General features: G+C 63.8%; 20 protein-coding genes, 2 pseudogenes and 1 riboswitch. Of the genes and pseudogenes, 13 read left to right on the forward strand and 9 right to left on the reverse strand.

Features of this window, described 5'->3' with window-relative positions:
• The first annotated feature begins 115 nt into the window (after positions 1-115).
• From cobS to X738_RS47940, 3 genes and pseudogenes are all read left to right on the forward strand, one after another.
• Complete coding sequence (gene cobS, locus X738_RS47930; RefSeq protein WP_023797184.1) at positions 116-1,102, forward strand: cobaltochelatase subunit CobS; 987 nt, start codon at positions 116-118, stop codon at positions 1,100-1,102.
• Positions 1,103-1,264: 162 nt separating this feature from the next.
• Positions 1,265-3,170: pseudogene (gene cobT, locus X738_RS47935) on the forward strand (cobaltochelatase subunit CobT).
• Positions 3,167-4,198, forward strand: a complete 1,032-nt coding sequence (locus tag X738_RS47940) for an esterase-like activity of phytase family protein (RefSeq protein WP_023797185.1) — start codon at positions 3,167-3,169, stop codon at positions 4,196-4,198. Before cobT ends, X738_RS47940 begins: the two are co-directional and overlap by 4 nt.
• Before the next feature lie 32 nt (positions 4,199-4,230).
• Here the strand turns inward: X738_RS47940 and X738_RS47945 are convergent, their stop codons facing one another.
• The 3 genes from X738_RS47945 to rpmB form a co-directional block, all read right to left on the reverse strand.
• Positions 4,231-4,932, reverse strand: a complete 702-nt coding sequence (locus tag X738_RS47945; RefSeq protein WP_023797186.1) for a spermidine synthase — start codon at positions 4,930-4,932, stop codon at positions 4,231-4,233.
• A 59-nt stretch (positions 4,933-4,991) separates the two neighbouring features.
• Complete coding sequence (locus X738_RS47950) at positions 4,992-5,672, reverse strand: queuosine precursor transporter (protein ID WP_023797187.1); 681 nt, start codon at positions 5,670-5,672, stop codon at positions 4,992-4,994.
• Positions 5,673-5,809: 137 nt separating this feature from the next.
• Positions 5,810-6,106: a 50S ribosomal protein L28 gene (gene rpmB / locus X738_RS47955; protein WP_023797188.1), complete on the reverse strand. Its 297-nt coding sequence runs from the start codon at positions 6,104-6,106 to the stop codon at positions 5,810-5,812.
• Between the two features lie 254 nt (positions 6,107-6,360).
• Between rpmB and X738_RS47960 the strand changes: the two genes are divergently transcribed.
• The 3 genes from X738_RS47960 to X738_RS47970 are packed head-to-tail and all read left to right on the forward strand — an operon-like array spanning position 6,361 to position 8,733.
• Positions 6,361-7,149: a DUF3108 domain-containing protein gene (locus X738_RS47960; RefSeq protein WP_023797189.1), complete on the forward strand. Its 789-nt coding sequence runs from the start codon at positions 6,361-6,363 to the stop codon at positions 7,147-7,149.
• A gap of 28 nt (positions 7,150-7,177) precedes the next feature.
• A complete protein-coding gene (gene yddG / locus X738_RS47965) occupies positions 7,178-8,065 on the forward strand; it encodes an aromatic amino acid exporter YddG (RefSeq protein ID WP_023797190.1) in 888 nt (295 codons plus the stop codon).
• Positions 8,065-8,733, forward strand: a complete 669-nt coding sequence (locus tag X738_RS47970) for a lysoplasmalogenase family protein (protein ID WP_023797191.1) — start codon at positions 8,065-8,067, stop codon at positions 8,731-8,733. The genes yddG and X738_RS47970 overlap by 1 nt, the downstream gene beginning before the upstream one ends.
• Here X738_RS47970 and X738_RS47975 read toward each other — a convergent pair.
• The gene (locus tag X738_RS47975; RefSeq protein ID WP_023797192.1) at positions 8,708-9,157 is read right to left on the reverse strand and encodes a cupin domain-containing protein; all 450 of its coding nucleotides are present in this window, start codon (positions 9,155-9,157) and stop codon (positions 8,708-8,710) included. The two genes, X738_RS47970 and X738_RS47975, sit on opposite strands and share 26 nt — an antisense overlap.
• Positions 9,158-9,197: 40 nt before the next feature.
• Entirely contained in the window at positions 9,198-9,965 is a 768-nt protein-coding gene (gene gloB / locus X738_RS47980) for a hydroxyacylglutathione hydrolase (RefSeq protein ID WP_023797193.1), read from the reverse strand.
• 219 nt (positions 9,966-10,184) lie between these two features.
• Here gloB and X738_RS47985 point away from each other — a divergent pair, with 219 nt between their 5' ends.
• The 3 genes from X738_RS47985 (at position 10,185) to X738_RS47995 (ending at position 13,868) form a co-directional block, all read left to right on the forward strand.
• Entirely contained in the window at positions 10,185-10,961 is a 777-nt protein-coding gene (locus tag X738_RS47985; RefSeq protein ID WP_023797194.1) for a class I SAM-dependent methyltransferase, read from the forward strand.
• Between the two features lie 115 nt (positions 10,962-11,076).
• Entirely contained in the window at positions 11,077-12,903 is a 1,827-nt protein-coding gene (locus tag X738_RS47990; RefSeq protein ID WP_023797195.1) for an ABC transporter ATP-binding protein/permease, read from the forward strand.
• 194 nt (positions 12,904-13,097) lie between these two features.
• Positions 13,098-13,868, forward strand: a complete 771-nt coding sequence (locus X738_RS47995; RefSeq protein ID WP_245277581.1) for a DUF1194 domain-containing protein — start codon at positions 13,098-13,100, stop codon at positions 13,866-13,868.
• A 71-nt stretch (positions 13,869-13,939) separates the two neighbouring features.
• On the opposite strand, the gene metW is transcribed toward X738_RS47995, so the two are convergent.
• Both metW and metX read right to left on the reverse strand, forming a co-directional pair.
• The gene (gene metW / locus X738_RS48000) at positions 13,940-14,554 is read right to left on the reverse strand and encodes a methionine biosynthesis protein MetW (RefSeq protein WP_023797197.1); all 615 of its coding nucleotides are present in this window, start codon (positions 14,552-14,554) and stop codon (positions 13,940-13,942) included.
• Between the two features lie 115 nt (positions 14,555-14,669).
• Positions 14,670-15,849: pseudogene (gene metX / locus X738_RS48005) on the reverse strand (homoserine O-acetyltransferase MetX).
• Positions 15,850-15,969: 120 nt separating this feature from the next.
• Positions 15,970-16,047: riboswitch (SAM riboswitch) on the reverse strand.
• A gap of 172 nt (positions 16,048-16,219) precedes the next feature.
• Here metX and hisC point away from each other — a divergent pair.
• The gene (gene hisC / locus X738_RS48010) at positions 16,220-17,329 is read left to right on the forward strand and encodes a histidinol-phosphate transaminase (protein WP_023797198.1); all 1,110 of its coding nucleotides are present in this window, start codon (positions 16,220-16,222) and stop codon (positions 17,327-17,329) included.
• Positions 17,330-17,335: 6 nt separating this feature from the next.
• Complete coding sequence (locus X738_RS48015) at positions 17,336-18,271, forward strand: prephenate/arogenate dehydrogenase family protein (protein WP_023797199.1); 936 nt, start codon at positions 17,336-17,338, stop codon at positions 18,269-18,271.
• 91 nt (positions 18,272-18,362) lie between these two features.
• Here X738_RS48015 and X738_RS48020 read toward each other — a convergent pair whose 3' ends face one another.
• Complete coding sequence (locus X738_RS48020) at positions 18,363-19,286, reverse strand: sugar kinase (RefSeq protein ID WP_023797200.1); 924 nt, start codon at positions 19,284-19,286, stop codon at positions 18,363-18,365.
• Between the two features lie 53 nt (positions 19,287-19,339).
• Positions 19,340-20,338, reverse strand: a complete 999-nt coding sequence (locus X738_RS48025; RefSeq protein ID WP_023797201.1) for a DUF2125 domain-containing protein — start codon at positions 20,336-20,338, stop codon at positions 19,340-19,342.
• A 117-nt stretch (positions 20,339-20,455) separates the two neighbouring features.
• Here X738_RS48025 and X738_RS48030 point away from each other — a divergent pair, with 117 nt between their 5' ends.
• Positions 20,456-21,034: a gamma-glutamylcyclotransferase gene (locus X738_RS48030; RefSeq protein ID WP_023797202.1), complete on the forward strand. Its 579-nt coding sequence runs from the start codon at positions 20,456-20,458 to the stop codon at positions 21,032-21,034.
• Between the two features lie 115 nt (positions 21,035-21,149).
• The gene (locus X738_RS48035) at positions 21,150-22,097 is read left to right on the forward strand and encodes an aldo/keto reductase (protein ID WP_023797203.1); all 948 of its coding nucleotides are present in this window, start codon (positions 21,150-21,152) and stop codon (positions 22,095-22,097) included.
• The last annotated feature ends 116 nt before the right edge of the window (positions 22,098-22,213 follow it).

Below are 22,213 nucleotides of genomic sequence, written 5' to 3' on the forward strand. Positions count from 1 at the left end.
ACGGTTCGTGTCGCTTTCCAACTTTCATAAGGTTGGAAAAGGCTCTAAGACCGCCCCCGGACAAATTCGATTGCCGGCGAAATCAGGCGCTTCGCCCGTGGAGACGTTGATAAAGATGAACAAGGTCGATCGCGACATCGCCAACCTGCCCGATACCACCGTGCCGGTGAAGGAGAAATTTGGCTTCGACTCCAAGATGGTGGTGCCGGCCTATTCGGTGACGAGCGAGCATGTGCCCGACATCGATCCCGACTATCTGTTCGACAAGAACACGACGATGGCGATCCTCGCCGGCTTTGCCTACAACCGCCGCGTCATGGTGTCGGGCTATCACGGCACCGGCAAGTCGACGCATATCGAGCAGGTCGCCGCCCGTCTCAACTGGCCTATGGTGCGCGTCAATCTCGACAGCCATGTCAGCCGCATCGACCTCGTCGGCAAGGACGCGATCGTCGTCAAGGAAGGGCTGCAGATCACCGAATTCCGCGACGGCATCCTGCCCTGGGCCTACCAGCACAATGTCGCGCTGTGCTTCGACGAGTACGATGCCGGCCGCCCGGACGTGATGTTCGTCATCCAGCGCGTGCTGGAATCGTCCGGCCGGCTGACGCTGCTCGACCAGAGCCGGGTCATCCGCCCGCATCCGGCGTTCCGGCTGTTCTCGACCGCCAACACCGTCGGTCTCGGCGATACCACCGGCCTCTATCACGGCACCCAGCAGATCAATCAGGCGCAGATGGACCGCTGGTCGATCGTCACCACGCTGAACTATCTGCCGCACGACAATGAGGTGAACATCGTGCTGGCCAAGGCCAAGCACTATCGCGATGCCAAGGGCAAGGAGATCGTCAGCAAGATGGTGCGTGTCGCCGACATGACGCGTTCGGCCTTCATCAATGGCGACCTGTCGACCGTCATGAGTCCGCGCACGGTCATCACCTGGGCTGAGAATGCCGAGATCTTCGGCGATATCGGCATGGCGTTCAGGCTGACCTTCCTCAACAAGTGCGACGAGCTGGAACGCTCGCTCGTGGCCGAGTTCTACCAGCGCGCCTTCGGCCAGGATTTGCCGGAGAGCGCCGCCAACGTGGTTCTGGGCTAAGCATGGCTCTGAAAAGTCGCAACGCTTTTCGGACAAGGTCGTGCGCTACAGCGCCGCGCGTCCAATTGGACGCGCGACGGACGCTGTAGAACTTTGATTTCGCGCATGATCCTTTCCGAAAATCGTTTCCGATTTTCGGGGTCATGCGTCGGGGAATGATCGATGGCGGGTCCGGGCGACAACACGCGCAACAAGTCGAAGACGGGGTCTGAAGCCGACAGCTTCAAGCGCGCCGTCACCGTCTGCATGCGCGCGATTGCCGGCGACAAGGACCTCGAGGTCGGTTTCGCCAAGGATCGGCCGGCGCTCGCCGGCAGCCGCGCCCGGTTGCCTGAACTGCCGAAGAAAGCCTCGAAGGCCGACATCGCCATCACCCGAGGGCTCGGCGATTCCATGGCGCTGAAGCGCGCCTGCCACGACACGCGCATCCACACCAGGCTGGCGCCGGAGGGCAAACAGGCCCGCGCCATCTACGATGCGGTCGAGCAGGCCCGCGTNCCGCGTCGAGGCGATCGGCTCGCGCGCCATGCAGGGTGTGGCCGACAATATCGGCTCGATGCTCGAGGACAAATACGCCAGGGCCAACCTCATCGATGTCAAGGACAAGGCCGATGCGCCGATCGAGGAAGCGCTGGCCCTGATGGTGCGCGAAAAGCTGACCGGCCGCGCCGTGCCGAAGAGCGGCGAGCGGCTGGTCGACCTCTGGCGCCCTTGGGTCGAGGAGAAGGCAAGTGCCGATCTCGACGGACTGTCGGCAAAGCTCGACGACCAGCAGGCCTTCGCCCGTGTCGTGCGCGAGATGCTGGCTTCCATGGAAATGGCCGAGGAACTCGGTGACGACCAGGAGACCGAAGACTCCGAAGACAACGATGAAAACCAGCCGCAAGGCGAGGACCAGAGCGAGGAGGGCGGCGAAGACGATTCCGGCTCCGAGCAGTCGCAGTCGGACGATACCGAGGCGTCGTCCGACGACGAGCAATCGGCCGAGACGGAGGCATCCGATGCTACCGCCGACGACCTGTCCGACGATGACGACGCCGATGCCGAGACACCCGGCGAGGCGCGCCGCAACGACAATCCCTTCACCAATCTGTCGAAGGAGATCGATTATAAGGTCTTCACCACCGCCTTCGACGAGACGGTGGGTGCGGAGGATCTGTGCGAAGAGGAAGAACTGGATCGGCTGCGCGCCTTCCTCGACAAGCAGCTTGCCAACCTGTCCGGCGTCGTCGGCCGGCTGGCCAACCGGCTGCAGCGCCGCCTCATGGCGCAGCAGAACCGGTCCTGGGATTTCGATCTCGAAGAGGGTTATCTCGATCCGGCGCGGCTGGTGCGCGTCGTCATCGACCCGATGCAGCCGCTGTCCTTCAAGCAGGAGCGCGACACCAAATTCCGCGACACGGTGGTGACGCTGGTGCTCGACAATTCGGGCTCGATGCGCGGCCGGCCGATCACCGTCGCCGCCACCTGCGCCGACATTCTGGCGCGCACGCTGGAACGCTGCGGCGTCTCGGTCGAGATCCTCGGCTTCACCACCCGCGCCTGGAAGGGCGGGCAGGCACGCGAGAAATGGCTGAAGGAAGGCAAGCCGCCAAATCCTGGGCGGCTCAACGATCTGCGCCACATCATCTACAAATCCGCCGACCATCCATGGCGGCGGGCGCGGCGCAATCTCGGCCTGATGATGCGCGAGGGCCTGCTCAAGGAAAACATCGACGGTGAGGCGCTGCTGTGGGCCCACAACCGCCTGATCGCCCGGCTGGAGCAGCGCAAGATCCTGATGATGATCTCGGACGGCGCGCCGGTCGACGATTCGACGCTGTCGGTCAATCCGGGCAACTATCTCGAACGGCATCTTCGGGCCGTCATCGAACTGATCGAGACACGCTCGCCGGTCGAGCTCCTGGCCATCGGCATTGGCCACGACGTTACCCGCTACTATCGCCGCGCCGTCACCATCGTTGATGCCGAGGAACTGGCGGGCGCCATGACCGAGCAACTGGCCTCGCTGTTTGGCGAGGAAAGCATGCGCGACACGCGACGCGGCGGCATGCGGCGCGCCGGATGATTTTTTCGCGGGGCGGCTTTCGGCAGACGCTTTTCGCCGCCACAGCGCTGTTCGTTGCCGGCATCGCCTTGTCGCCTCCCATCGCTGCCGGCACCGCTTCGGTCGAGCCGATCGAAATCTCGGCACGGCCGATAGACCGGTTTCATATCGGCGGTGACGAAAAGCGGTTCGGCCCGCTCGAATTCGTCGGCGGGCTGGAAATGACCTCGCCGTCACGTGATTTCGGCGCGCTGTCGGCGTTTCGCTTCCGTAAGCCCGGCAGTGATTTCATCGGCGTCGCCGACACCGGTTTCTGGTTCTTCGGCACCGTCACCCATGATGCCGACAAGCGCCCATCCGGCATCCGGAATTTCCGTATGCAGCAGATGGCCGACGAGGCGGGCCAGCTGATCGACGAGAAATGGGAGGTCGACGCCGAAGGCCTTGCGCTCAAGGACGGCATTGCCACGGTCGGCTTCGAGCGCAACCACCGTGTCGCCCAGTTCAGAATAGACCCGGACGACATGAAGCCGCAGTTCAGGCAATTGGACTTCCTGATTCTAGCTTGGGAGCTTCGCCGCAATCGCGGCTTTGAGACCGTCACCCACGCCAATCCTGACGGCCAGCACCAAGGCGGGCTGGTCGTGGTGTCGGAAAAGAGCCTCGACAAATCAGGCAACATCTATGCGGCTGTTATCGAAGGGCAGCACAAGGGCGTCTTCACAGTCAAGCGCAACGGCAATTTCGACATTGCCGACGGCGCCTTCCTGCCGGACGGCGACCTCTTGCTTTTGGAGCGCAGCTTTTCGATGGCCGGCGGCGTCAAGATGCGGCTGCGGCGCATCTATGGCGAAAGCGTCGAGAGGGGCACCGTTGCCGACGGGCCGGTGCTGATGGAAGCCGACATGGGCTACCAGATCGACAATATGGAAGGGCTCGACGTCTGGACCCGCGACGACGGCGCGCTGATGGTTTCGCTGGTCTCGGACGACAACCACTCGATGCTGCAGCGTAACCTGTATCTGGAATTTCTGCTGCACGAGGATTGAGAGGCGGTCGGCAAAGAACGGCCGATAACAGGCTACAGCTTGGCGCCGGTTGCGGCAGGCCGGGGTCCGTTGGTCGCTATCCAGATGGCGTGGCGTGCCCCGCGCCTGCCATTGGCTCGCACCTTGGCCTCCTCGACCGCGAAGCCCGCCTGCTTGAGCCTGCGGGTAAAACCGCTGTCGGATCCCTGCGACCAGACCGCCAGCACGCCGCCGGGCTTGAGCGCTGCTCTCGCGCTGATCAGCCCGGCTATACTGTAAAGAGCATCGTTGGCCTTGTGGACGATCCCTTCCGGCCCATTGTCGACGTCGAGCAGGATGACATCCCAGGCCGAGGCTTCCGATCGTATGATCTGCCCGACATCCGCCTCGCGAATGGTCACGCGCGGATCGTCGAGACAGCCGCCGAACAGCGAGGCCATCGGGCCGCGCGCCCACGCCACCACGGCGGGCACCAACTCGGCGACAACGATGCCGGCATCGGCGCCAAGCTCGGCAATCGCGGCGCGCAGCGTGAAACCCATGCCCAGCCCGCCGATCAGGATTTTCGGCTGCCGGCGGCCGGAAATCCTGTGGCAGGACAGCCTCGCCAGCGCTTCCTCAGAACCGCTGAGGCGGCTGTTCATCAGCTCGTTCGAGCCGAGCATGATCGAGAACTCGGCGCCGCGTTGTTTCAGGCGGAGCTCATGGTCGCCGTCAGGCGTTTTCGCGGTATCGAGTTGGACCCATGGGATCATGCTTGAGAACCTGTGAGCATGATCTTTTCCGAACCGGTTCCCACTTTTGGGATCATGCTCTATGCCGCCAGTGCCGGCTGGCTCCAGCGGGCGGCAAGCAGCCGGTAGGGGATCAGCGCCACCACGGCTATGATCAGCTTCACGCCGAGGTCGCCGAGCGCCCATGACACCCAGCGCATGGCCTCGACCGGCAGCACGCCCATCAGCGGCGCGGTTTCGAGCGCAAAGCCATCGTTCGGGCCAGCGAAGGCGAAAGCCGCCGAAAAGGCGATCGTGAAGAACACCGCGGTGTCGAACACCGAGCCGACCAGCGTGCCGACGATCGGCGCCCGCCACCAGCTCTGCCGGCGCAACTGGTTGAACACGGTCACGTCGAGCAGCTGCGCGATCAGGAACGCGGTGCCGGAAGCCGCCGCAATGCGCACCAGCCGGTCGGCAGCCGTTTCGAATTCGATCAGGCCGTAGCGGAACAGCAAGGGCGGGATGACGACCGAGCAGATCACTGCCGCCGTGAAGCCGACAAACACGATCCGGCGCGCCACAGCCGGGCCGTAGCGGCGATTGGCAAGGTCGGTGACCAGGAAGGAGAACGGGTAGGTGAAGGCGCCCCAGGTCAGAATGTCGGCCAGCGACAGGCCGCCGACTGCACCCTGCAGCGGGAACTGCACGAGGACGTTCGACGCCACCACGACAAGCGCCATGGCCGCAACAAAGGGCAGATATCGGGAGAAAAAGCTCATTTTTTTATCCTGGGTAATGGAACCAGCGGGGTGTCATGCCGAGTTCGGACGACACTCCATTGCTGTTTGGCCATCGGATTTCTCCGAAAACCGCTTCGCACTTTTCGGTCCGATGCCGAAGGCGGCTGCCTGAAAAATTAAGCAGCCGGCTGTTCGGCGAGCTTCTTGGCGATCTGCTTCTTCAGCAGCCGCGCGCGCTGCGACAGCTCCTTGGCGTCGGCCTTGGCCAGGAACGCATCAAGGCCGCCGCGATGCTCGACCGAACGCAGCGCGTTGGCCGAAATGCGCAGGCGCACATTCTGGTTCAGCGCTTCCGAGATCAGCGTCACATTGACGAGATTGGGCAGGAAGCGACGCTTGCTCTTGTTATTGGCGTGGCTCACATTGTTGCCGGACATGACTGCCTTGGCAGTGAGTTCGCAGGTGCGGGACATGGTTCTAAACCTTCAGTTCTCGGTCTGGCCAAACATTCAACCCGCGCCGGGTGGCACGCGGTTTCGGTCAGGCGGCCTTATGGAAAAAGTTGGCGTTCCATAGTTGCATTTCGGCGATGCGTCAAGCTCCGGCTTGCGCCCGGGTGTGACGACGTCTTTCACATAAAGGCCGAAATTCAGTCTATAAGCGGTCGCACAAGGAGATGCCAGGCTGGAGTTGCGCGCTTCTGCTGAAATCGAGGATCGATCCCGCCATGCTTCGTTCGTCTCATGCTCTCCTTGCATCGCTCGCCGTGGCGCTGCCGACGGCAATTTCTGCCGCCACGCAACAATCCTTCAAGGGCGAGTATACGGTTTCGGTCCACGGCTTCTCGGTCGCCAAGGCAAGCTTTTCCAGCAGTTACGAAGGCGATACCTATTCGATCGAAGGCAGCGTCTCCAGCGCCGGCCTCGCCACAATATTCGACGACACGCGTGGCACGGTCTCGTCGAAGGGCAAGATTTTGGGCAAGCAATTGCAGCCGCAGGCGTTCCGCGCCGACTACAAATCGGGCGACAAGGCATCGATGATCGATATCCAGTTCGCCAACGGCACTGTTACCGCGACCAAGGTCGTGCCTGCGCCGAAGAAGCGCAATTCCAAGAAATGGATACCGCTGGCCGCCAGCCATCTCGCCTCGGTGCTCGATCCAATGGCCGCCACCGTCATCCATGCCGATAGCCTCGACAAGGTCTGCGGGCGCACGGTGAAGCTCTATGACGGCGAGATGCGCGCCGATCTGACGCTGACCTACGAGTCGAAAGGCTCGACCTCGGTGCGCGGCTACAACGGCGATACTGTCACTTGCCGGCTGGATTTTGAGCCGGTGGCCGGTTATCGCAAGAACCGCAAATCCTTGGATTACCTGAGAAAGCGCAGCCGCATCATGGTGACGTTTGCACCGGTCGGCCAAACCGGCGTATATGCGCCGATCCACGCCACGGTCGGCACGAAAATCGGCACCCTCACCGTCAGCGCGGAGCGGTTCGAAGCGACAGAATAGGCGCGATCGCGCGCCGCCGGAGACGGACATGGGGCGCGCAACACTGATCGGCTTCTCGGCGGTCGCCATGTGGGCGCTGCTGGCGCTGCTTACGGACGCTTCCGGCGCGGTGCCGCCATTCCTGCTCTCGGCGATCACCTTCACGATCGGCACTGGCGTCGGGCTCGTCGCGCGGCTGTTCATGCCGGCCACCGCCGGGAGCGAGAAGATACCGCCGCAAGTTTGGCTGATCGGCATTGCCGGCCTGTTCGGCTATCACTTCTTCTATTTCACTGCGCTGCGCAACGCGCCGGCGGTGGAGGCGAGCCTCATCGCCTATCTGTGGCCGCTGCTCATCGTGCTCGGATCGGCGCTGATGCCGGGCGAGCGGCTGGCCTGGAACCATGTCGTCGGCGCACTGCTTGGCCTTGCCGGCACTTTTCTGATCGTCACCAAGGGCGGCGGGCTTGCCTTCGACGCGCGCTATGCCTTCGGCTATGCGATGGCCGGCCTCTGCGCCGTGCTGTGGGCGTCCTATTCGCTGTTGTCGCGCCGCTTTCCGTCGGTGCCGACCAGCATCGTCACCTGGTTCTGTGCGGCCACGGCAGCGCTTTCGCTTGTCTGCCATCTGATGCTGGAAGAGACGGTGCTGCCTGTCGGCGCCGGCCAGTGGCTGGCCGTGCTCGGCCTCGGCCTGATGCCGGTGGGCGCGGCCTTCTACGCCTGGGATATCGGCGTCAAGCGCGGCAACATCCAGGTGCTGGGCGCGGCAAGCTATGCCGCGCCGCTGCTGTCGACGCTGGTGCTGATATCAGCCGGCTTCGCCGAGCCGTCCCTGCGCATCCTCGCCGCCTGCGTGCTGATCACCGGCGGCGCAGCGCTTGCGGCGAAATCGCTGTTCTTGCGCAAGAGGGCTGCGAGCGAGGCAGGGGCGTGATGCCGTTTCCCGGCGGCATCGACGCCGACGCCACTGCGACGCTGCTGTTTTCGCTGGCCGCCGCGGTGATCTACGCCTTCACCATCGACATGCCGCCGAAGCTTGCGCGTTCCGCGGTCAAGACGCTGGCCGTGGCAATGCTCACCGTGCTGGCATCGCTGCAGGGCGGTCCGTGGCTGCTCATCGCGGCGCTGGCGCTCAGCGCCATCGGCGACGCATTTCTGTCGCGCGACGGTGAAAAGGCTTTTGTCGGCGGGCTGGCCAGTTTTCTCGTGGCGCATGGGCTTTACATCGCGCTGTTCCTGCGCTCCGGCGAGGGGGTCGGGCTGCTCTCGGCCGAGCCGTGGCGCGCGGCGATTGCCGTGGCAATGGCCGTGTTGGCGCTCGCCATGCTTTTTGCGCTCTGGCGCCGTGTCGGCCCCGCCCTGCGCCTTCCCATCAGCGTCTATATCGCGACAATTTTTGCCATGGGCATTTCGGCGCTGACCCTGAGCAATTTCTGGGTCGTCGTCGGCGCCGTGCTGTTCATGGCGTCCGACGCGCTGCTCGCCGCGGAAAAGTTCCTGCTGACCGCCATCTCGCCGCACCGTATCTGGACGCGCCGCGCGGTCTGGGTGCTGTATTATGCCGCCCAGCTGGCGATCACGATGGGTTTCCTGCTGGGCTAGGACTCCAGCCTGGTTCGGCCAGCTCGAAGGCGGCGAAATCGAAGCCCGGCGCCACGGTGCAGCCGGCCAGCGTCCACTCGCCCAGGCTGCGCGCCGACTGCCACCAGCCTGCCGGCACAACGATCTGCGGCCGCTCGCCCGCCGCCAATGCCGTGCCGAGCACCTGCTCGATCACCGGCCCGTTTTCCCGATGCATCGACAGTGCCAGCGGGGCGCCGGCATAGAAATGCCAGACCTCGGCGGCGTCCTTGACGCGGTGCCAGGCCGACACTTGCTCCTGCTCCAAAAGGAAATAGATCGCGGTCGAATGGCCGCGAGCGCCTTCCGCGCCATCGCGAAAGGTCTCGGNGGTCTCGGCATACCAGCCGCCTTCCGGATGCGGTTTCAGGCCGAGCGCCGCGATGATTTCGGCGGGACTGGTCATTTTCCTCAGACCTTCATGGATGCCAGACCATCAACGGTGCTCAGAAATTATCCTTGCGCTTGCGTATTTCGGCGAACACTTCGGCGTCGGAGGCCTTCTCCATGCCGAGATGCTTGCGGATTGCCGGATCGTGCCAGCGCAGGAGCGGATTGGTCGACAGTTCCTCACCGATCGTGGTCGGCAGCGTCGGCTTGCCGTCGGCGCGCAGCGCTTCGATTTTCGCGGCGCGCTCCTTCAATGCCGAATTGGTCGGGTCGACGGTCAGCGCGAAGCGGGCGTTGGAAAGCGTGTATTCATGGCCGCAATAGACGACCGTCTCGGCCGGAAGCGCCGCGAGCTTCTTCAACGAATCGTACATCACCGGCGGCTTGCATTCGAACAGCCGGCCGCAGCCGAGTGCGAACAGCGTGTCGGCGGTGAACGCCACTTTCGACTCCGGCAAATGATAGGAGACATGGCCCGCCGTGTGGCCGGGCGTGGCGATCACGTCGATCCTCTCCTCGCCGAGGTGGATGACGGAACCCTGCTCGACGGTTTCGTCGATGCCGGGGATTTTTGCCTTTTCCGCTTCCGGTCCGACGATGCGCAGCTTGAAGCGCTCCTTCAGCGCCAGATTGGCCTCGACATGGTCGACATGGTGGTGGGTGGTCAGGATCATAGTCGGCGTCCAGCCGGTGCGCTCGATCGCAGCCAGGATCGGCGCCTCCTCGGGCGCGTCGATGATCGCGGTCTGGCCGCTTTTCGGGTCATGCACCAGCACGCCGAAATTGTCGCTGCGGCACATGAATTGTTCGATTTCAACCGGCATCGCATCTCTCCACGAGAGCGCCGCGCGTCCAGTTGGACGCACAAAGGACGCTTCTGACACTTTTTACCTGCTGCATCGTGTCTTCCGAAATCGAAACCGATTTCTGGCCGATGCAGCAGTCGCCGCAGACATAGGGCGCTTGCCCGCGGATGTCATCCGTCTTTGTAGAACTGGGCGCCTTTGTTGAACTTGGACAGCATCGAAGATAGCGTGCCGCGCATGCATTCCGATATCGTCGACCTTCGCTCCTTTTATTCGACCACGCTCGGGCGATTGGCCGAACGCTCGATCACCATGGCGTTGTCCTCGATATGGGCTGTCGTGCCCAATGAGCGGCTGGTCGGCCTCGGCTACACCTTGCCGTGGCTGGAGCGGTTCGGCACCGATGCCGAACGTGTCTTTGCCTTCATGCCGGCGACACAAGGCGCGGTGGTCTGGCCGGCCACCGGGCCGACCGCGACCGCGCTGGTCTTCGATGAGGAATTGCCGTTGGTCGATGCCTCCATCGACCGCATGCTGCTCGTCCATTCACTCGAACATGCCGAGAACCCGCGCGAGACGCTGAACGAAATCTGGCGGGTGCTGTCGCCCGCAGGCCGCGTCGTCATCGTCGTGCCCAACCGGCGCGGTGTCTGGGCCCGTTTCGAGCATACGCCGTTCGGCAGCGGCCGGCCTTTCTCGCGCGGCCAGCTCACCGAATTGCTGCGCGAAGCGAATTTCACGCCCGCGGCCTGGTCCGACGCCCTGTTCTTCCCGCCATCGCGGCGACGCTTCATGATGCGGTTCCACAATGTGCTGGAGCGCGCCGGCCGCAGGTTCTGGCCGATCTTTTCCGGCGTCATCGTCGTCGAGGCGCAGAAGCGGCTCTATCAGGGTGTGCCGGTCGTCCAGCGCGCCTCTCGCCGCGTCTTCGTGCCGGTTTTCTCGCCGCATGGCGCCACAAGGCTCGGCCGGATATCGCCGACCGGGAACGCGCCGTCGCCGGGCCGTCGATGACGTTTTCGTGATCGGAATCACGCTTTTTCCCACCTATCTGTCGTGGGCGGGTTTGCTACCCGATTGAGTCGACTTGCTCACCGGTTTCAGCACCGCTTGCGAAGGGTCTTCATCAATGGCTGATCATCCGGATTTCGAGGCCAGCGCCAAGCCGATTGCCGCGTCGGTCGAAGCTAGCAGCCTGCGCGACCAGCTGGCGACAATCAGGCTGGCGCTGGCGAAGTCGCCGATCCGCAAACAACTGCTCTGGGCCTGCCTCGGCATAGTCGCCGTCATTGTGGCAACCTCGATCGGGCAGGTTCTGCTCAATCGCTGGAACGAGCCCTTTTACGACGCGCTGGCTCGGCGCGACATGCAGGGTTTCCTGCACCAGCTTCTGGTGTTTTCCGCCATCGCCGGCGGGCTTGTGGTGCTCAATGTCGGCCAGACCTGGCTCGACCAGACGATCCGGCTGAAGCTGCGTGAGGCGTTGACCGTCGATCTGATCGGTGAATGGATGCGGCCGGCGCGGGCTTTCCGGCTCGCCAACGCCGGCGCCATCGGCGTCAACCCCGACCAGCGCCTGCAGCAGGATGCCGGGCATCTCTCCGATCTTTCGACAGGTCTCGGCATAGGGCTATTGCAGTCGTTCATTCTGCTTGTTTCGTTCGTCGGCGTCCTTTGGTCGCTGTCTTCCGGCTTCGTCTTCCATGTCGGCGGCTATTCGCTGGCGATTCCGGGCTACATGGTGTGGGCCGCAATCCTCTATGCCGGCACCGCCTCCTGGCTGAGCTGGCTGGTCGGACGGCCGCTCATCCGCTTCAACAGCGACCGCTATACGCGCGAGGCGGAGCTGCGCTCCTCGGTGGTCCGCGTCAACGAGAATGTCGATGCCATCGCGCTTGCGCACGGCGAGGCCGACGCGCGACGGCGGCTTGAGCTCGACCTCGGCACGGTGCTGGGCGCGATGCGGCGCATCTACAGCGCCCAGATCAATCTTTCCTGGGTGACCGACACCTATGGCTGGATCACTGTCGTCGCGCCGATCCTCGTCGCCGCGCCGGTCTATTTCGCCGGTGACATCAGCTTCGGCGGGCTGATGATGGCTGTCGGCGCCTTCAACCAGGTGCATTCCTCGTTGCGCTGGTTCATCAACAATATCGGCGGCATCGCCGATTGGCGCGCCACGCTGATGCGCGTCGCCGATTTCCGCATCGCGCTTGCCGAAACGGATGTGCTCCACCACAGCGAGAGGCGCATCGAGTTCGGCGAAAATCCGGACGGCAGGCTGACATTCGACAAGCTCGAAATTGCGTCGCGGGATGGATGCACCAAGCTCGCCGAGCCCCATGTCGAGATCCGCGCCGGCGAGCGCGTCATGATCACCGGAGATCCGCGCGCCGGCAAGACGCTGTTCTTCCGCGCCATTGCCGGTCTGTGGCCGTGGGGAAGCGGGCGGATCGGCATGCCGGCCGGAGAGGTGCCGGCCTTCGTTCCCCGAAAACCCTATTTCCCGCTCGGCACGCTGCGCGAGGTGCTCGACCACGCCGATGCCGCGGTCAGCGACGCCGAGATCTCGGCGGTGCTTGCCGAGGTCGGTCTCGGGCGGCTGTCATCCTCGCTCGACCGGTCGGCGCGCTGGGAGCGCGAATTGAGCGATGACGAGCAGCGCCTGCTTGCCTTTGCCCGGCTGGTCTTGCGGCAGCCGAAATGGGTGATCATCGATGAGGCTTTGGACACGTTCGACGGCGCGACGCTGCGGCGGGTGCTGTCGATGCTGGAGGCGCGTCTTGCCGACGCCGCGATCCTCAATATCGGCCGTGGCCAGCAGAATATCGAATTCTTCCCGCGCTCATTGGCGATCGTGAAAGACGTCGAGCGACCGGCTCTCAAGCCAGTCCGCGTCAGGGCCGGCGCGATCGAACCACCCCCGGCCGTCGCCAAAGCCCACCAACAGGCATAGCCGGCCGTAAGCTTTATTTTGCCGTGATCGCGGCGAAAGATTGCCGGCATCGTTCGGAAGCCTGCGGCGTTGGATTCATGCGACACGCTTTGAGTCTTTGCTTCGATGCTTGTCGTTACCCCAAAACCGCTGCGCGCTTTTGGGCGACCTGCGTCTGCCTGCTTGCCTGCCTTGCCCGTGCCCAGGCAGCACCTTTGGCCGCGCCTGCCGACACCATTGCCGTGGACGTCGAACTGGTGCTGGCGGTCGACATCTCGCACTCGATGGACGAAAAGGAATTCGCCCTGCAGCGCGCCGGCTATGTCAAGGCGCTGCGCCACCCCGACTTCATCAATGCGGTGCGTTCGGGCGTGAACGGCCGCATTGCGCTGGCCTATTTCGAATGGGCAGGCACCGTCCGCGACGACGCCGTCATTGCCTGGCAGGTCATCGACGATGCCGAGAGCGCCGAGGTATTCGCCGGCAAGATCGAGGCGCGCCCGTTCAGGAGCTTTCGCGGCACCTCGATTTCCAGTGCGCTCGCCTTCGGCGCCAAGCTTTTGGATGGAGCCGCCTTCGACGCGACGCGCAGCGTCATCGACATCTCAGGCGATGGCCCCAACAATATCGGGATGCCCGTCGCCACGACACGCGACGCCGCGATAGCAAAGGGCATCGTCATCAATGGCCTGCCGATCCTGATCAGCCCGTCGCCCAGCTTCAGCCATCTCGACCAATACTATGCCGAGTGCGTCACTGGCGGGCCAGGCTCCTTCGTGCTGCCGGTCTATGCCGCTTCGGAATTCGTGACCGCCATACGCCGCAAGCTGGTCCTCGAGGTCAGCGGTGTTACCGATCCTAATGCCGGTCCCGGGGCCGATCCCGGGTCCGTCCCGGTCGACGCGGCAGCACCGGTCGACTGTTTGCAAGGCGAGCGCGGTCGGCGGTTTTTCTCCGATCCGTATTTTCCGGAACTTGATCGTTAGACCTCGACGAACGGCGATCAGTCCCAGATGTCTCCGGACTCGGGCCGGCTGGCCGAAGCGACGGGTCGCCGTTATCGCTTCAGCAGGAACACCGCCTGCTGGCCAAAGAAATTCCAGAACCACCATGGCATCGACAGGCCGATTTTCTGGCCATTGGCGTCGAGCGCGGTTGCCTTTTCCACCGTTGCGCCGAGCTCTTCGCAGAGATTGACGAAGTCGCGGATGGTGCAGAAATGGATGTTGGGCGTGTCGTACCAGGAATAGGGCAGGTCCTTGGTCACCGGCATCCGCCCTTCGACGAACAGCGAAAGGCGAACCCGCCAGTGGCCGAAATTGGGGAAGGAGACGATGGCGTGCTTGCCGATCCTGAGCAACTCGTCGAGCACCAGCTTCGGGTTGCGGGTCGCCTGCAAGGTCTGCGACAGGACGACGAAATCAAAACCCTTGTCGGGATAGAATTTGAGGTCCTTGTCGGCGTCGCCCTGGATGACGGACAGGCCGCGTGCCACGCATTCGTTGACGCCGCGCTGCGACAGTTCCATCCCACGGCCGTCGACCTGCTTCGTTGCCTGCAGCAATTCGAGCAGCAGGCCATCACCGGAGCCGACGTCCAGCACCCGCGACTGCGGCGGGATGAGATCGGCGACGACTTCGAGGTCGACGCGCTGGGCGTGGTTGACACTCATGATCGTGCCTCTTGACTGGCGCATGACCTTGATCCGAAAAGTCTGCAACTTTTCGGGGCCATGCGCTGATGCCTGGCGCAAGATGCCGGTTCGAACAGGCTGTAATCTTTGGGGGTCATGCGCTGAGCCCCCTGGCGCGGGCCGCCGACGCGATGAAGCCGTTGATGGCGGCGAACAGCTCCGGCTCGTCGAGCAGGAAGGCGNAGGAAGGCGTCGTGGCCGCGATCGGTCTCGATCTCGACGAAGGACACCGAGGCGCCGGCCGCGTTCAGCGCGTGAACGACCGAGCGGCTCTCCTCGGTCGGGAACAGCCAGTCGCTGGTGAAGGAGACCAGGCAGAAACGGGTCCTGGTGCCGGCAAAGGCGTCGGCCAGCCGGCCGCCATGATCGGCGGCGAGGTCGAAATAGTCCATCGCCCGGGTCATGTAGAGATAGGAGTTGGCGTCGAAGCGGTCTACGAAGGTCATGCCCTGATGGCGCAGATAGCTCTCAATCTGGAAGTCGGCGTCGAAACCGAAGGTGAGCGCTTCACGGTCCTGCAGGTTGCGGCCAAACTTCCGGTGCAGGGCCGCCTCCGACAGATAGGTGATGTGAGCGGCCATCCGCGCCACGGCCAGCCCCTTTTCTGGACGCTTGCCCTGCTCGAAATATTTGCCGCCATGCCAGTCGGGATCGGCCATCACCGCCTGCCGGCCGACCTCATGGAAGGCGATGTTCTGCGAGGAATGACGCGCGCCGGTGGCGATCGGCAGCGCCGAGAAAACGCGCTCCGGATAGCTCGACGCCCATTGCAGCACCTGCATGCCGCCCATCGAGCCGCCGAGCACCGAGAACAGCTTTTCGATGCCGAAATGGTCGACCAGCATCAACTGCGCCCGCACCATGTCGCGGATGGTGATGATCGGCAGGTCGAGCCCGTACGGCTTGCCGGTGGCGGGATTGGTCGAGGCGGGGCCGGTCGAGCCGAGGCAGCCGCCGATGACGTTCGAGCAGATGACGAAGAAGCGGCTGGTGTCGATGATCTTGCCGGGGCCGATCAGCACTTCCCACCAGCCCGGCTTGCCGGTCACTGGATTGGTGCTGGCGACATGCTGGTCGCCGGTCAGTGCATGGCAGACGAGGATGGCGTTGGAGCGGGCGTCGTTGAGCGTGCCGTAAGTCTTGTAGGCGATCTGGAACGGCGACAGCAGCGTGCCGGCATCGAGCTTGAGCGGCTTGTCGGCGCCGAACCGCAACACCGGGCTCGACGGCTCGTCGGCCTCGTTGTTGGTTCTTTTCGTGCGCAGCGCGACCATCGCATCCTCTTACATTAACCCATCGTGTTTTCCGAAAGTCGATTAAGATTTTCGGGTCGATGCGACTGTCCGGCCGGCTGCGGACAACAAAAAAACCGGCATTGCCTTCGCAAAGCCGGTTACAAGATGCAAACGGCCCTTTAGCGAGTTGTTTAACGTGGCTGCAAGCCGACCGGCCAAATCACCACGGGATTTCGCCTTCTTCTAGGACCGGCGCGCCTCGCCGTCAACGGCCAGCCACGCACCGATCATTGCCGCCTCTCGACATTCCAGGCCACGGCTTGTATTTCCGCGGCGGCTTCCAGTGTGGCGGATCCGAAATTCGCATCGCGTTGGAGCAGCGGAAGCGTTCTCGACGGATTTTTGCAATATGAACCAAGTATCGGATCAGGCACGTCCAACGCCCCGCGCGGGGATCATGGACATCGAAGCCTATGTGCCGGGCAAAAGCACGGCGCCGGCCGGCGTTGCCAAGGTCCACAAATTGTCGTCGAACGAGAACCCGCTCGGCCCCTCGCCGAAAGCAATAGAAGCCGCGCGCGACGTCGCGGCCAAGCTCGACATATATCCCGACGGCACCGCCAGGCGCCTGCGGGAGGCGATCGCCGAGGTGCATGGCCTCAACCCGGCGAACATAGTTTGTTCCAATGGTTCCGACGAGATTCTGGGCCTGCTTGCGCAGACCTATCTCGCGCCGGGCGACGAGGCTGTGATCACCGAACACGGATTCATGGTCTACAAGATCTACATCCAGTCGGCAGGTGCTGTCCCGGTCTCGGTCAAGGAAACCAAGGAGCGCGCCGACGTCGATGCGATCCTCGCTGCGGTGACGCCGCGTACGCGGATCATTTTCCTCGCCAATCCCAACAACCCAACCGGCACCTATTTGCCGTTCCAGGAGGTGCGCCGCCTGCATGCTGGCCTGCCTCGAAACGTGCTTCTGGTGCTGGATGCAGCCTATGCCGAATATGTCCGCCGCAACGATTATGAAGCCGGCGTCGAACTGGTGGCTGGTGCGGAAAACGTGGTTATGACCCGCACCTTCTCCAAGCTCGGCCTTGGCGGTGCGCGGATCGGCTGGATGTACGCGCCGATGCATGTCATCGATGCGATCAACCGGGTGCGGGGTCCCTTCAACGTCAACGCGACGGCAATCGAGGCCGGCATTGCCGCGATCCGCGACCGCGCCCATGTCGAGCGAAGCGTGGCGCATAACGAGACCTGGCTGACCTGGGTCAGCGAGGAATTGACCAGGCTCGGACTGCGGGTGACGCCGAGCGTCGGCAATTTCGTCCTCATCCACTTTCCCGAGGACAAAAAACATTCTGCGGCAGCCGCGGACGATTACCTCTGTGCGCGCGGCTACATATTGCGGCGCGTTTCCGGTTACGGCTTCCCAAATGCGCTGCGCATGAGCATCGGCACCGAAGAGGCCAATCGCGGCGTTGTCGCCGCCCTCGCGACATTTCTGAAAAGCTAGAACACCATGACATCACCGATGTTCGAAAAGATCGCGCTGGTCGGCATCGGCCTGATCGGCTCGTCGCTGGCCCGCGTCATCCATCGGGAAGGCCTTGCCGGTCACGTCGCCATCTCGACGCGCAGCGAAACGACGCTGGCGCGGGCGAAGCAACTCGGCCTCGGCTCCTCCTACACGACTGATGCGAAAGAGGCGGTCGGCGATGCCGACCTGGTCATCGTTTCGGTGCCGGTCGGTTCTTCAGGCGAGGTCGCCGAGGAAATCGCACCGGCGCTGAAGCAGGGCGCGATCCTCACCGATGTCGGCTCGACCAAGGCGTCGGTCATCGCGCAGATGCAGCCGCATGTGCCTGCCGGCGTGCATTTCATTCCCGGCCATCCACTGGCCGGCACTGAAAAATCGGGCCCGGACGCCGGCTTTGCCGAATTGTTCGAAAACCGCTGGTGCATCTTCACGCCGCTACCCGGCACCGATCCCGAGGCGCTGGAAAGGCTCTCGGAATTCTGGCGCCGCTGCGGCTCCAACATCGACACGATGGATCCCCAGCATCACGACATGACATTGGCCATCGTCTCGCACCTGCCGCACATCATCGCCTATAACATCGTCGGCACCGCCGACGATCTGGAGTCGGTGACCAAGTCCGAGGTCATAAAATATTCGGCCTCCGGCTTTCGCGACTTCACGCGCCTTGCCGCGTCCGACCCGACGATGTGGCGGGACGTCTGCCTGCACAACAAGGATGCCATCCTCGAAATGCTGGCGCGGTTCTCGGAGGATCTGGCCTCGCTGCAGCGGGCGATCCGCTGGGGCGACGGCGAAAAGCTGTTCGACCTGTTCACCCGCACCCGCGCCGTGCGCCGCTCGATCATCGAGGCCGGCCAGGACATCGACGTGCCGGACTTTGGCCGGCAGGCAGTCGAGCATCCGGCCAAGGGATAGAGCATCGGACCCGAACCGGTTTTAGGTGAAATCCGATGCTCAAGCAAAAGATAGAGCGGCGGTACCATCCGATTTGAAGGCCGCCTCGCGCTCAATCCGGCCAGTGAGCCGCCATCATCGCCAGTGTCTCGGCCCTGTCCGGCGCGCCCAGCCTGCCGCCGAAGCGCAGGCATTTGAGCGCGGCGGCGGCGCTGGCAAAGCGCAATGTCCGTTCGATCGGCATGGCCTCGGCCAGCCCGACGGCAAAGGCGCCATGAAACACGTCGCCGGCGGCAAGCGTATCCACTGCCTTGATCCTTGGCGCGGCGACGTGGTGCACCGACGCCACCGAACGGTCGAACCACCAGCTTCCCGCTGCGCCGCCGGTCACCGCTACGAATGCATCGGTGCGTCTGGCCAGCGCTTCACAGGCCTCCTGCGGGCCTCGCTCCTCGCCGCAGAGGATGAACGCCGCCGGCTCCGACGCGACGATGTGCGAGGCGAGCGGAAACAGCCGTTCCAGCACGGCCCGTGGCGCGGTGTCGGCATCGAGTATGGCTGGACGGCCGTTTGCGCGCGCCGCCGTCAGGGCCAGAGCTGCCGCGCCCGGCCAGCGCACGTCGACCAGGACGGCGTCGAATGCGGTGAGATCCTGAATGGGGAGCGCTTCGGGGTCGGCCTGCGCGAGCTTGTCATAGAATGGAACAATAATGCGCTCGCCATTGGTGTCGACCAGGATGGCCGACAGTGCCGACCGCGCGCCGGCGACGCGCCGGACAAAGCTGCAATCGACGCCTTCGGCCTCAATGCCTGCGACCAGCTGATCGCCGACGAGGTCGTCTCCCGCGCTCGCCCACAGCGATACCTCCGCGCCGAGGCGGCGTGCGGCGCAGGCCGCGCTCGAAGCCATGCCCGAGGCGATCTGGACGCCGTCGGACGCGATGAACTTGCCCTGACGCGCCGGAAGCGTGTCGACGCGAAGGATCGTATCGAGCGTCAGCGCGCCAACACTCAGGAGCTTCACCGGGCGGTTCATCTATCTTCCTGTTTGGCCATGGTCTTTCCGAACTGGAGGTTCGCAATCATCGCCTAATCAACCGGCTTGATGCTGCCCAGAGGGATAAAACCGAGCGAGGCCTTGCCCTTGACGATCTTGAGCGGCATCGACGGTTCGTTGCCAAGCAGCGCCAGCCCGGCAAAGCCGGTTTTGATCTGGCTCTTCTGCTCGGGAATGGCTTTGCCGAGGATTTCCGCCACCGCCTTCGGATCGCTGAACCTGATCATCAAATCGGCGTCGATCAGCCCGTCGGCATCGACCGAGACCGGCCCGGAAACGGTGACGCGCGCGCTTCCCGACGACAGATCGAGCTTGCCGATATCCACCGCCTGACCGCGCAGGCTCTCTGTTTGTGTCTTGATCAGCGCCACGCCGTTCCTCAGCGTCACGTCGCCGCTGCCGTCGAGCGGCGGCAGCACGCGGCCATCGATCGCGCCCGGATCGATTTCGAGATCGGTAAAACCCCCGGCATAGTCGATGTCCTGGCCGTTCGGACGCAATTCTCCGACCGCTGTCCCAGCGCTGAACAGCTCGACCGGGTCTGTGCCATCGGCGGGATCGGTCTGGGCTGACAGAGCCTCTGCCTCCAGTGAAACGCGCTGGGGCAGGGGCCAGGACAGTTTGACGTTCGCTCGCAGATTATCCCAGTCGATCCACAGCGGCGCCATCCCCGGCACGGAGGTCCTGAGCGGCCCCTGCAGGTCGGCGCCAGGGGACAGGATCTGGGTGATGTGCGTGACTGCTTTGAGGCTGCCGAGCGAGGCGGCGACGTTCCTGCTGTCGTCCTGATAAGCCAGGCTGTCGCAGGTAACGGCGAAGCTTAAGGGGTACCCGCTGACCGTGAGATTGACGCAGTCCGCCTCGATGCCATTGCCGTTGAACTCGGCCACCGCTTTGCCGGCTTCGCTCTTGACCTTGTCTGCCAGGTAGAACCAGCCGGCGCTGTAGAGGCCAAACAGCACGACGATGAAAACGCCGAGCCAGAACAGCCGGCGGAGAAAATTCGGCGGGCGTTCGTCATTTGACGTCATGCTGCGGCTCTCGTTGGCGCGTGTTGCAGAGGTGTCGTTTCCGGCAAGATCGGGTAGACGGAGACGGATTGAAAAAAACACCGATTCCAGTGCGGTGCTGCAACCAGGCTTGGCGATATGGGCGATTTTTGGGTTTTTGGCTACGGCTCGCTGATCTGGCGGCCGGGATTTGCGCATGTCGAGACGCGGCGGGCCCGCCTCCATGGCTATCGCCGCTCGCTGTGCGTCTACTCCTTCGTGCATCGCGGCACGCGCGAACGGCCCGGCCTGGTGCTCGGCCTCGACCGTGGCGGCTCCTGCATCGGGCTGGCTTTCCGCGTCCCCGGCGATCTGCGCAACGAGGTCATCACCTATCTGCGCGAGCGCGAACTGGTCACCAATGTCTATCTTGAGCGCATGCTTAGCATTCGCCTCGACAAGGGGGGCACGCGTGAGGCCGACAAGGGTTGGGGCGAGAATGGCGGCGAGACGGACGGAGGCGAGACGGTCGAGGCTGTCGCCTATGTCGTCGACCGTACCCACGAGCAATATGCCGGTGCGCTCGATGCGGCCGATGCGGCGAGCGTCGTTCGCGGCGCCGTCGGCCAGTCGGGAAAGAATGAGGACTACGTGTCCAGCACGCTGGAGCACCTCGAGGCGCTGGGGATCCGCGACCATTGGCTGGAAGAGGTGGCGAAACGGATCGCGCCTTTGTGAAGCGCTGGTCGGTGGAAAAGTCGGCCGGCCCTTTGACGTTGGTGCGGCCCGCCATAGGTTAAGCCGGTCACGGGGCTTTTCGCCCGCTTCTTTCCATTCCCCACGGAGATCAGTCTTGCAGAAACGTCGTCTCGGTCAAACCGACCTGTCCATCGCGCCGCTGGTTCTGGGTGGCAACGTCTTCGGCTGGACCGCCGACGAGAAAACCTCTTGCGACCTGCTCGACCGGTTCGTCGGCGCCGGCCTCAACGCCATCGACACCGCCGATGCCTATTCGCGCTGGGTTCCCGGCAACAAGGGCGGCGAATCCGAAACGATCATCGGCAAATGGATGAAAAGCCGCGGCAATCGCGACAAGGTTGTGGTGATCACCAAGGTCGGGTCGGACATGGGGCAGGGCAGGAAAGACCTCTCCGCGGCCTATATCGAAAAGGCCCTCGATGCGTCGCTGAAGCGGCTGCAGACCGATGTCGTCGATCTCTATCTGTCGCACTGGCCGGACCCGGCCACCCCTTACGAGGAAACGCTTGGCGCCTATCAGAAGCTGCTCGACAAGGGCAAGATCCGCCACGTCGGCGCCTCCAATCTCGATGCCGGCCAGATGCGCGCCGCGCTCGACGTGGCAAGCTTGCGGGGCCTGCCGCGCTATTCGGTGCTGCAGCCGGAATACAATCTCTACGATCGCGCCTCTTTCGATGGACCGCTGCGCGATCTGTGCATGGCCGAGGATATCGGCGTCATCACCTATTTCAGCCTCGCCAAGGGGTTTTTGAGTGGCAAGTACCGCAGCGAAGCCGATCTCGGCAAAAGCGCGCGTGGCGACGACGTGAAGAACTATCTCAACGCGCGCGGCATGCGCGTCCTGGCGGCACTCGACGCTGTGTCGGCGCGTCACTCGGCCAAGCCGGCGGAAGTGGCGCTCGCCTGGGTGATCGCGCGGCCCGGCGTAGCTGCGCCGATCGCCAGCGCCACGACGCTGGACCAGGTCGACAGCCTCGTCCGCGCCGCATCATTGGAGCTCAGTCCGGACGATATCGCCGAGCTCGACAGCGCGAGCGCATAGACGCCAGCGCGAAGCGGCGGCTTGATCAAACAGCAGCCAAGAACCCTGCGTGGCCTGCGCCGGAAGGCTCCCTGCACGATCGTTCAAGACGCCCTGGTGTGCCCTGCCATACCCTT

The sequence above is a fragment of the Mesorhizobium sp. L48C026A00 genome (assembly GCF_000502375.1).
GTDB classification, from domain to species: Bacteria; Pseudomonadota; Alphaproteobacteria; order Rhizobiales; family Rhizobiaceae; genus Mesorhizobium; species Mesorhizobium muleiense.

Excerpts from the sequence above, each read along its gene's own strand:
- metW (WP_023797197.1), bottom strand. The coding sequence starts at position 14,554 with ATGAGTGTCAACCACGCCCAGCGCGTCGACCTCGAAGTCGTCGCCGAT.
- rpmB (WP_023797188.1), bottom strand. The coding sequence starts at position 6,106 with ATGTCCCGCACCTGCGAACTCACTGCCAAGGCAGTCATGTCCGGCAAC.
- gloB (WP_023797193.1), bottom strand. The coding sequence starts at position 9,965 with ATGCCGGTTGAAATCGAACAATTCATGTGCCGCAGCGACAATTTCGGC.
- X738_RS47940 (WP_023797185.1), top strand. The coding sequence starts at position 3,167 with ATGATTTTTTCGCGGGGCGGCTTTCGGCAGACGCTTTTCGCCGCCACA.
- X738_RS47990 (WP_023797195.1), top strand. The coding sequence starts at position 11,077 with ATGGCTGATCATCCGGATTTCGAGGCCAGCGCCAAGCCGATTGCCGCG.
- hisC (WP_023797198.1), top strand. The coding sequence starts at position 16,220 with ATGAACCAAGTATCGGATCAGGCACGTCCAACGCCCCGCGCGGGGATC.
- X738_RS48015 (WP_023797199.1), top strand. The coding sequence starts at position 17,336 with ATGACATCACCGATGTTCGAAAAGATCGCGCTGGTCGGCATCGGCCTG.
- X738_RS47945 (WP_023797186.1), bottom strand. The coding sequence starts at position 4,932 with ATGATCCCATGGGTCCAACTCGATACCGCGAAAACGCCTGACGGCGAC.
- X738_RS47960 (WP_023797189.1), top strand. The coding sequence starts at position 6,361 with ATGCTTCGTTCGTCTCATGCTCTCCTTGCATCGCTCGCCGTGGCGCTG.
- X738_RS47985 (WP_023797194.1), top strand. The coding sequence starts at position 10,185 with ATGCATTCCGATATCGTCGACCTTCGCTCCTTTTATTCGACCACGCTC.
- X738_RS48030 (WP_023797202.1), top strand. The coding sequence starts at position 20,456 with ATGGGCGATTTTTGGGTTTTTGGCTACGGCTCGCTGATCTGGCGGCCG.
- X738_RS48020 (WP_023797200.1), bottom strand. The coding sequence starts at position 19,286 with ATGAACCGCCCGGTGAAGCTCCTGAGTGTTGGCGCGCTGACGCTCGAT.
- yddG (WP_023797190.1), top strand. The coding sequence starts at position 7,178 with ATGGGGCGCGCAACACTGATCGGCTTCTCGGCGGTCGCCATGTGGGCG.
- X738_RS47950 (WP_023797187.1), bottom strand. The coding sequence starts at position 5,672 with ATGAGCTTTTTCTCCCGATATCTGCCCTTTGTTGCGGCCATGGCGCTT.
- X738_RS48025 (WP_023797201.1), bottom strand. The coding sequence starts at position 20,338 with ATGACGTCAAATGACGAACGCCCGCCGAATTTTCTCCGCCGGCTGTTC.
- cobS (WP_023797184.1), top strand. The coding sequence starts at position 116 with ATGAACAAGGTCGATCGCGACATCGCCAACCTGCCCGATACCACCGTG.
- X738_RS47970 (WP_023797191.1), top strand. The coding sequence starts at position 8,065 with ATGCCGTTTCCCGGCGGCATCGACGCCGACGCCACTGCGACGCTGCTG.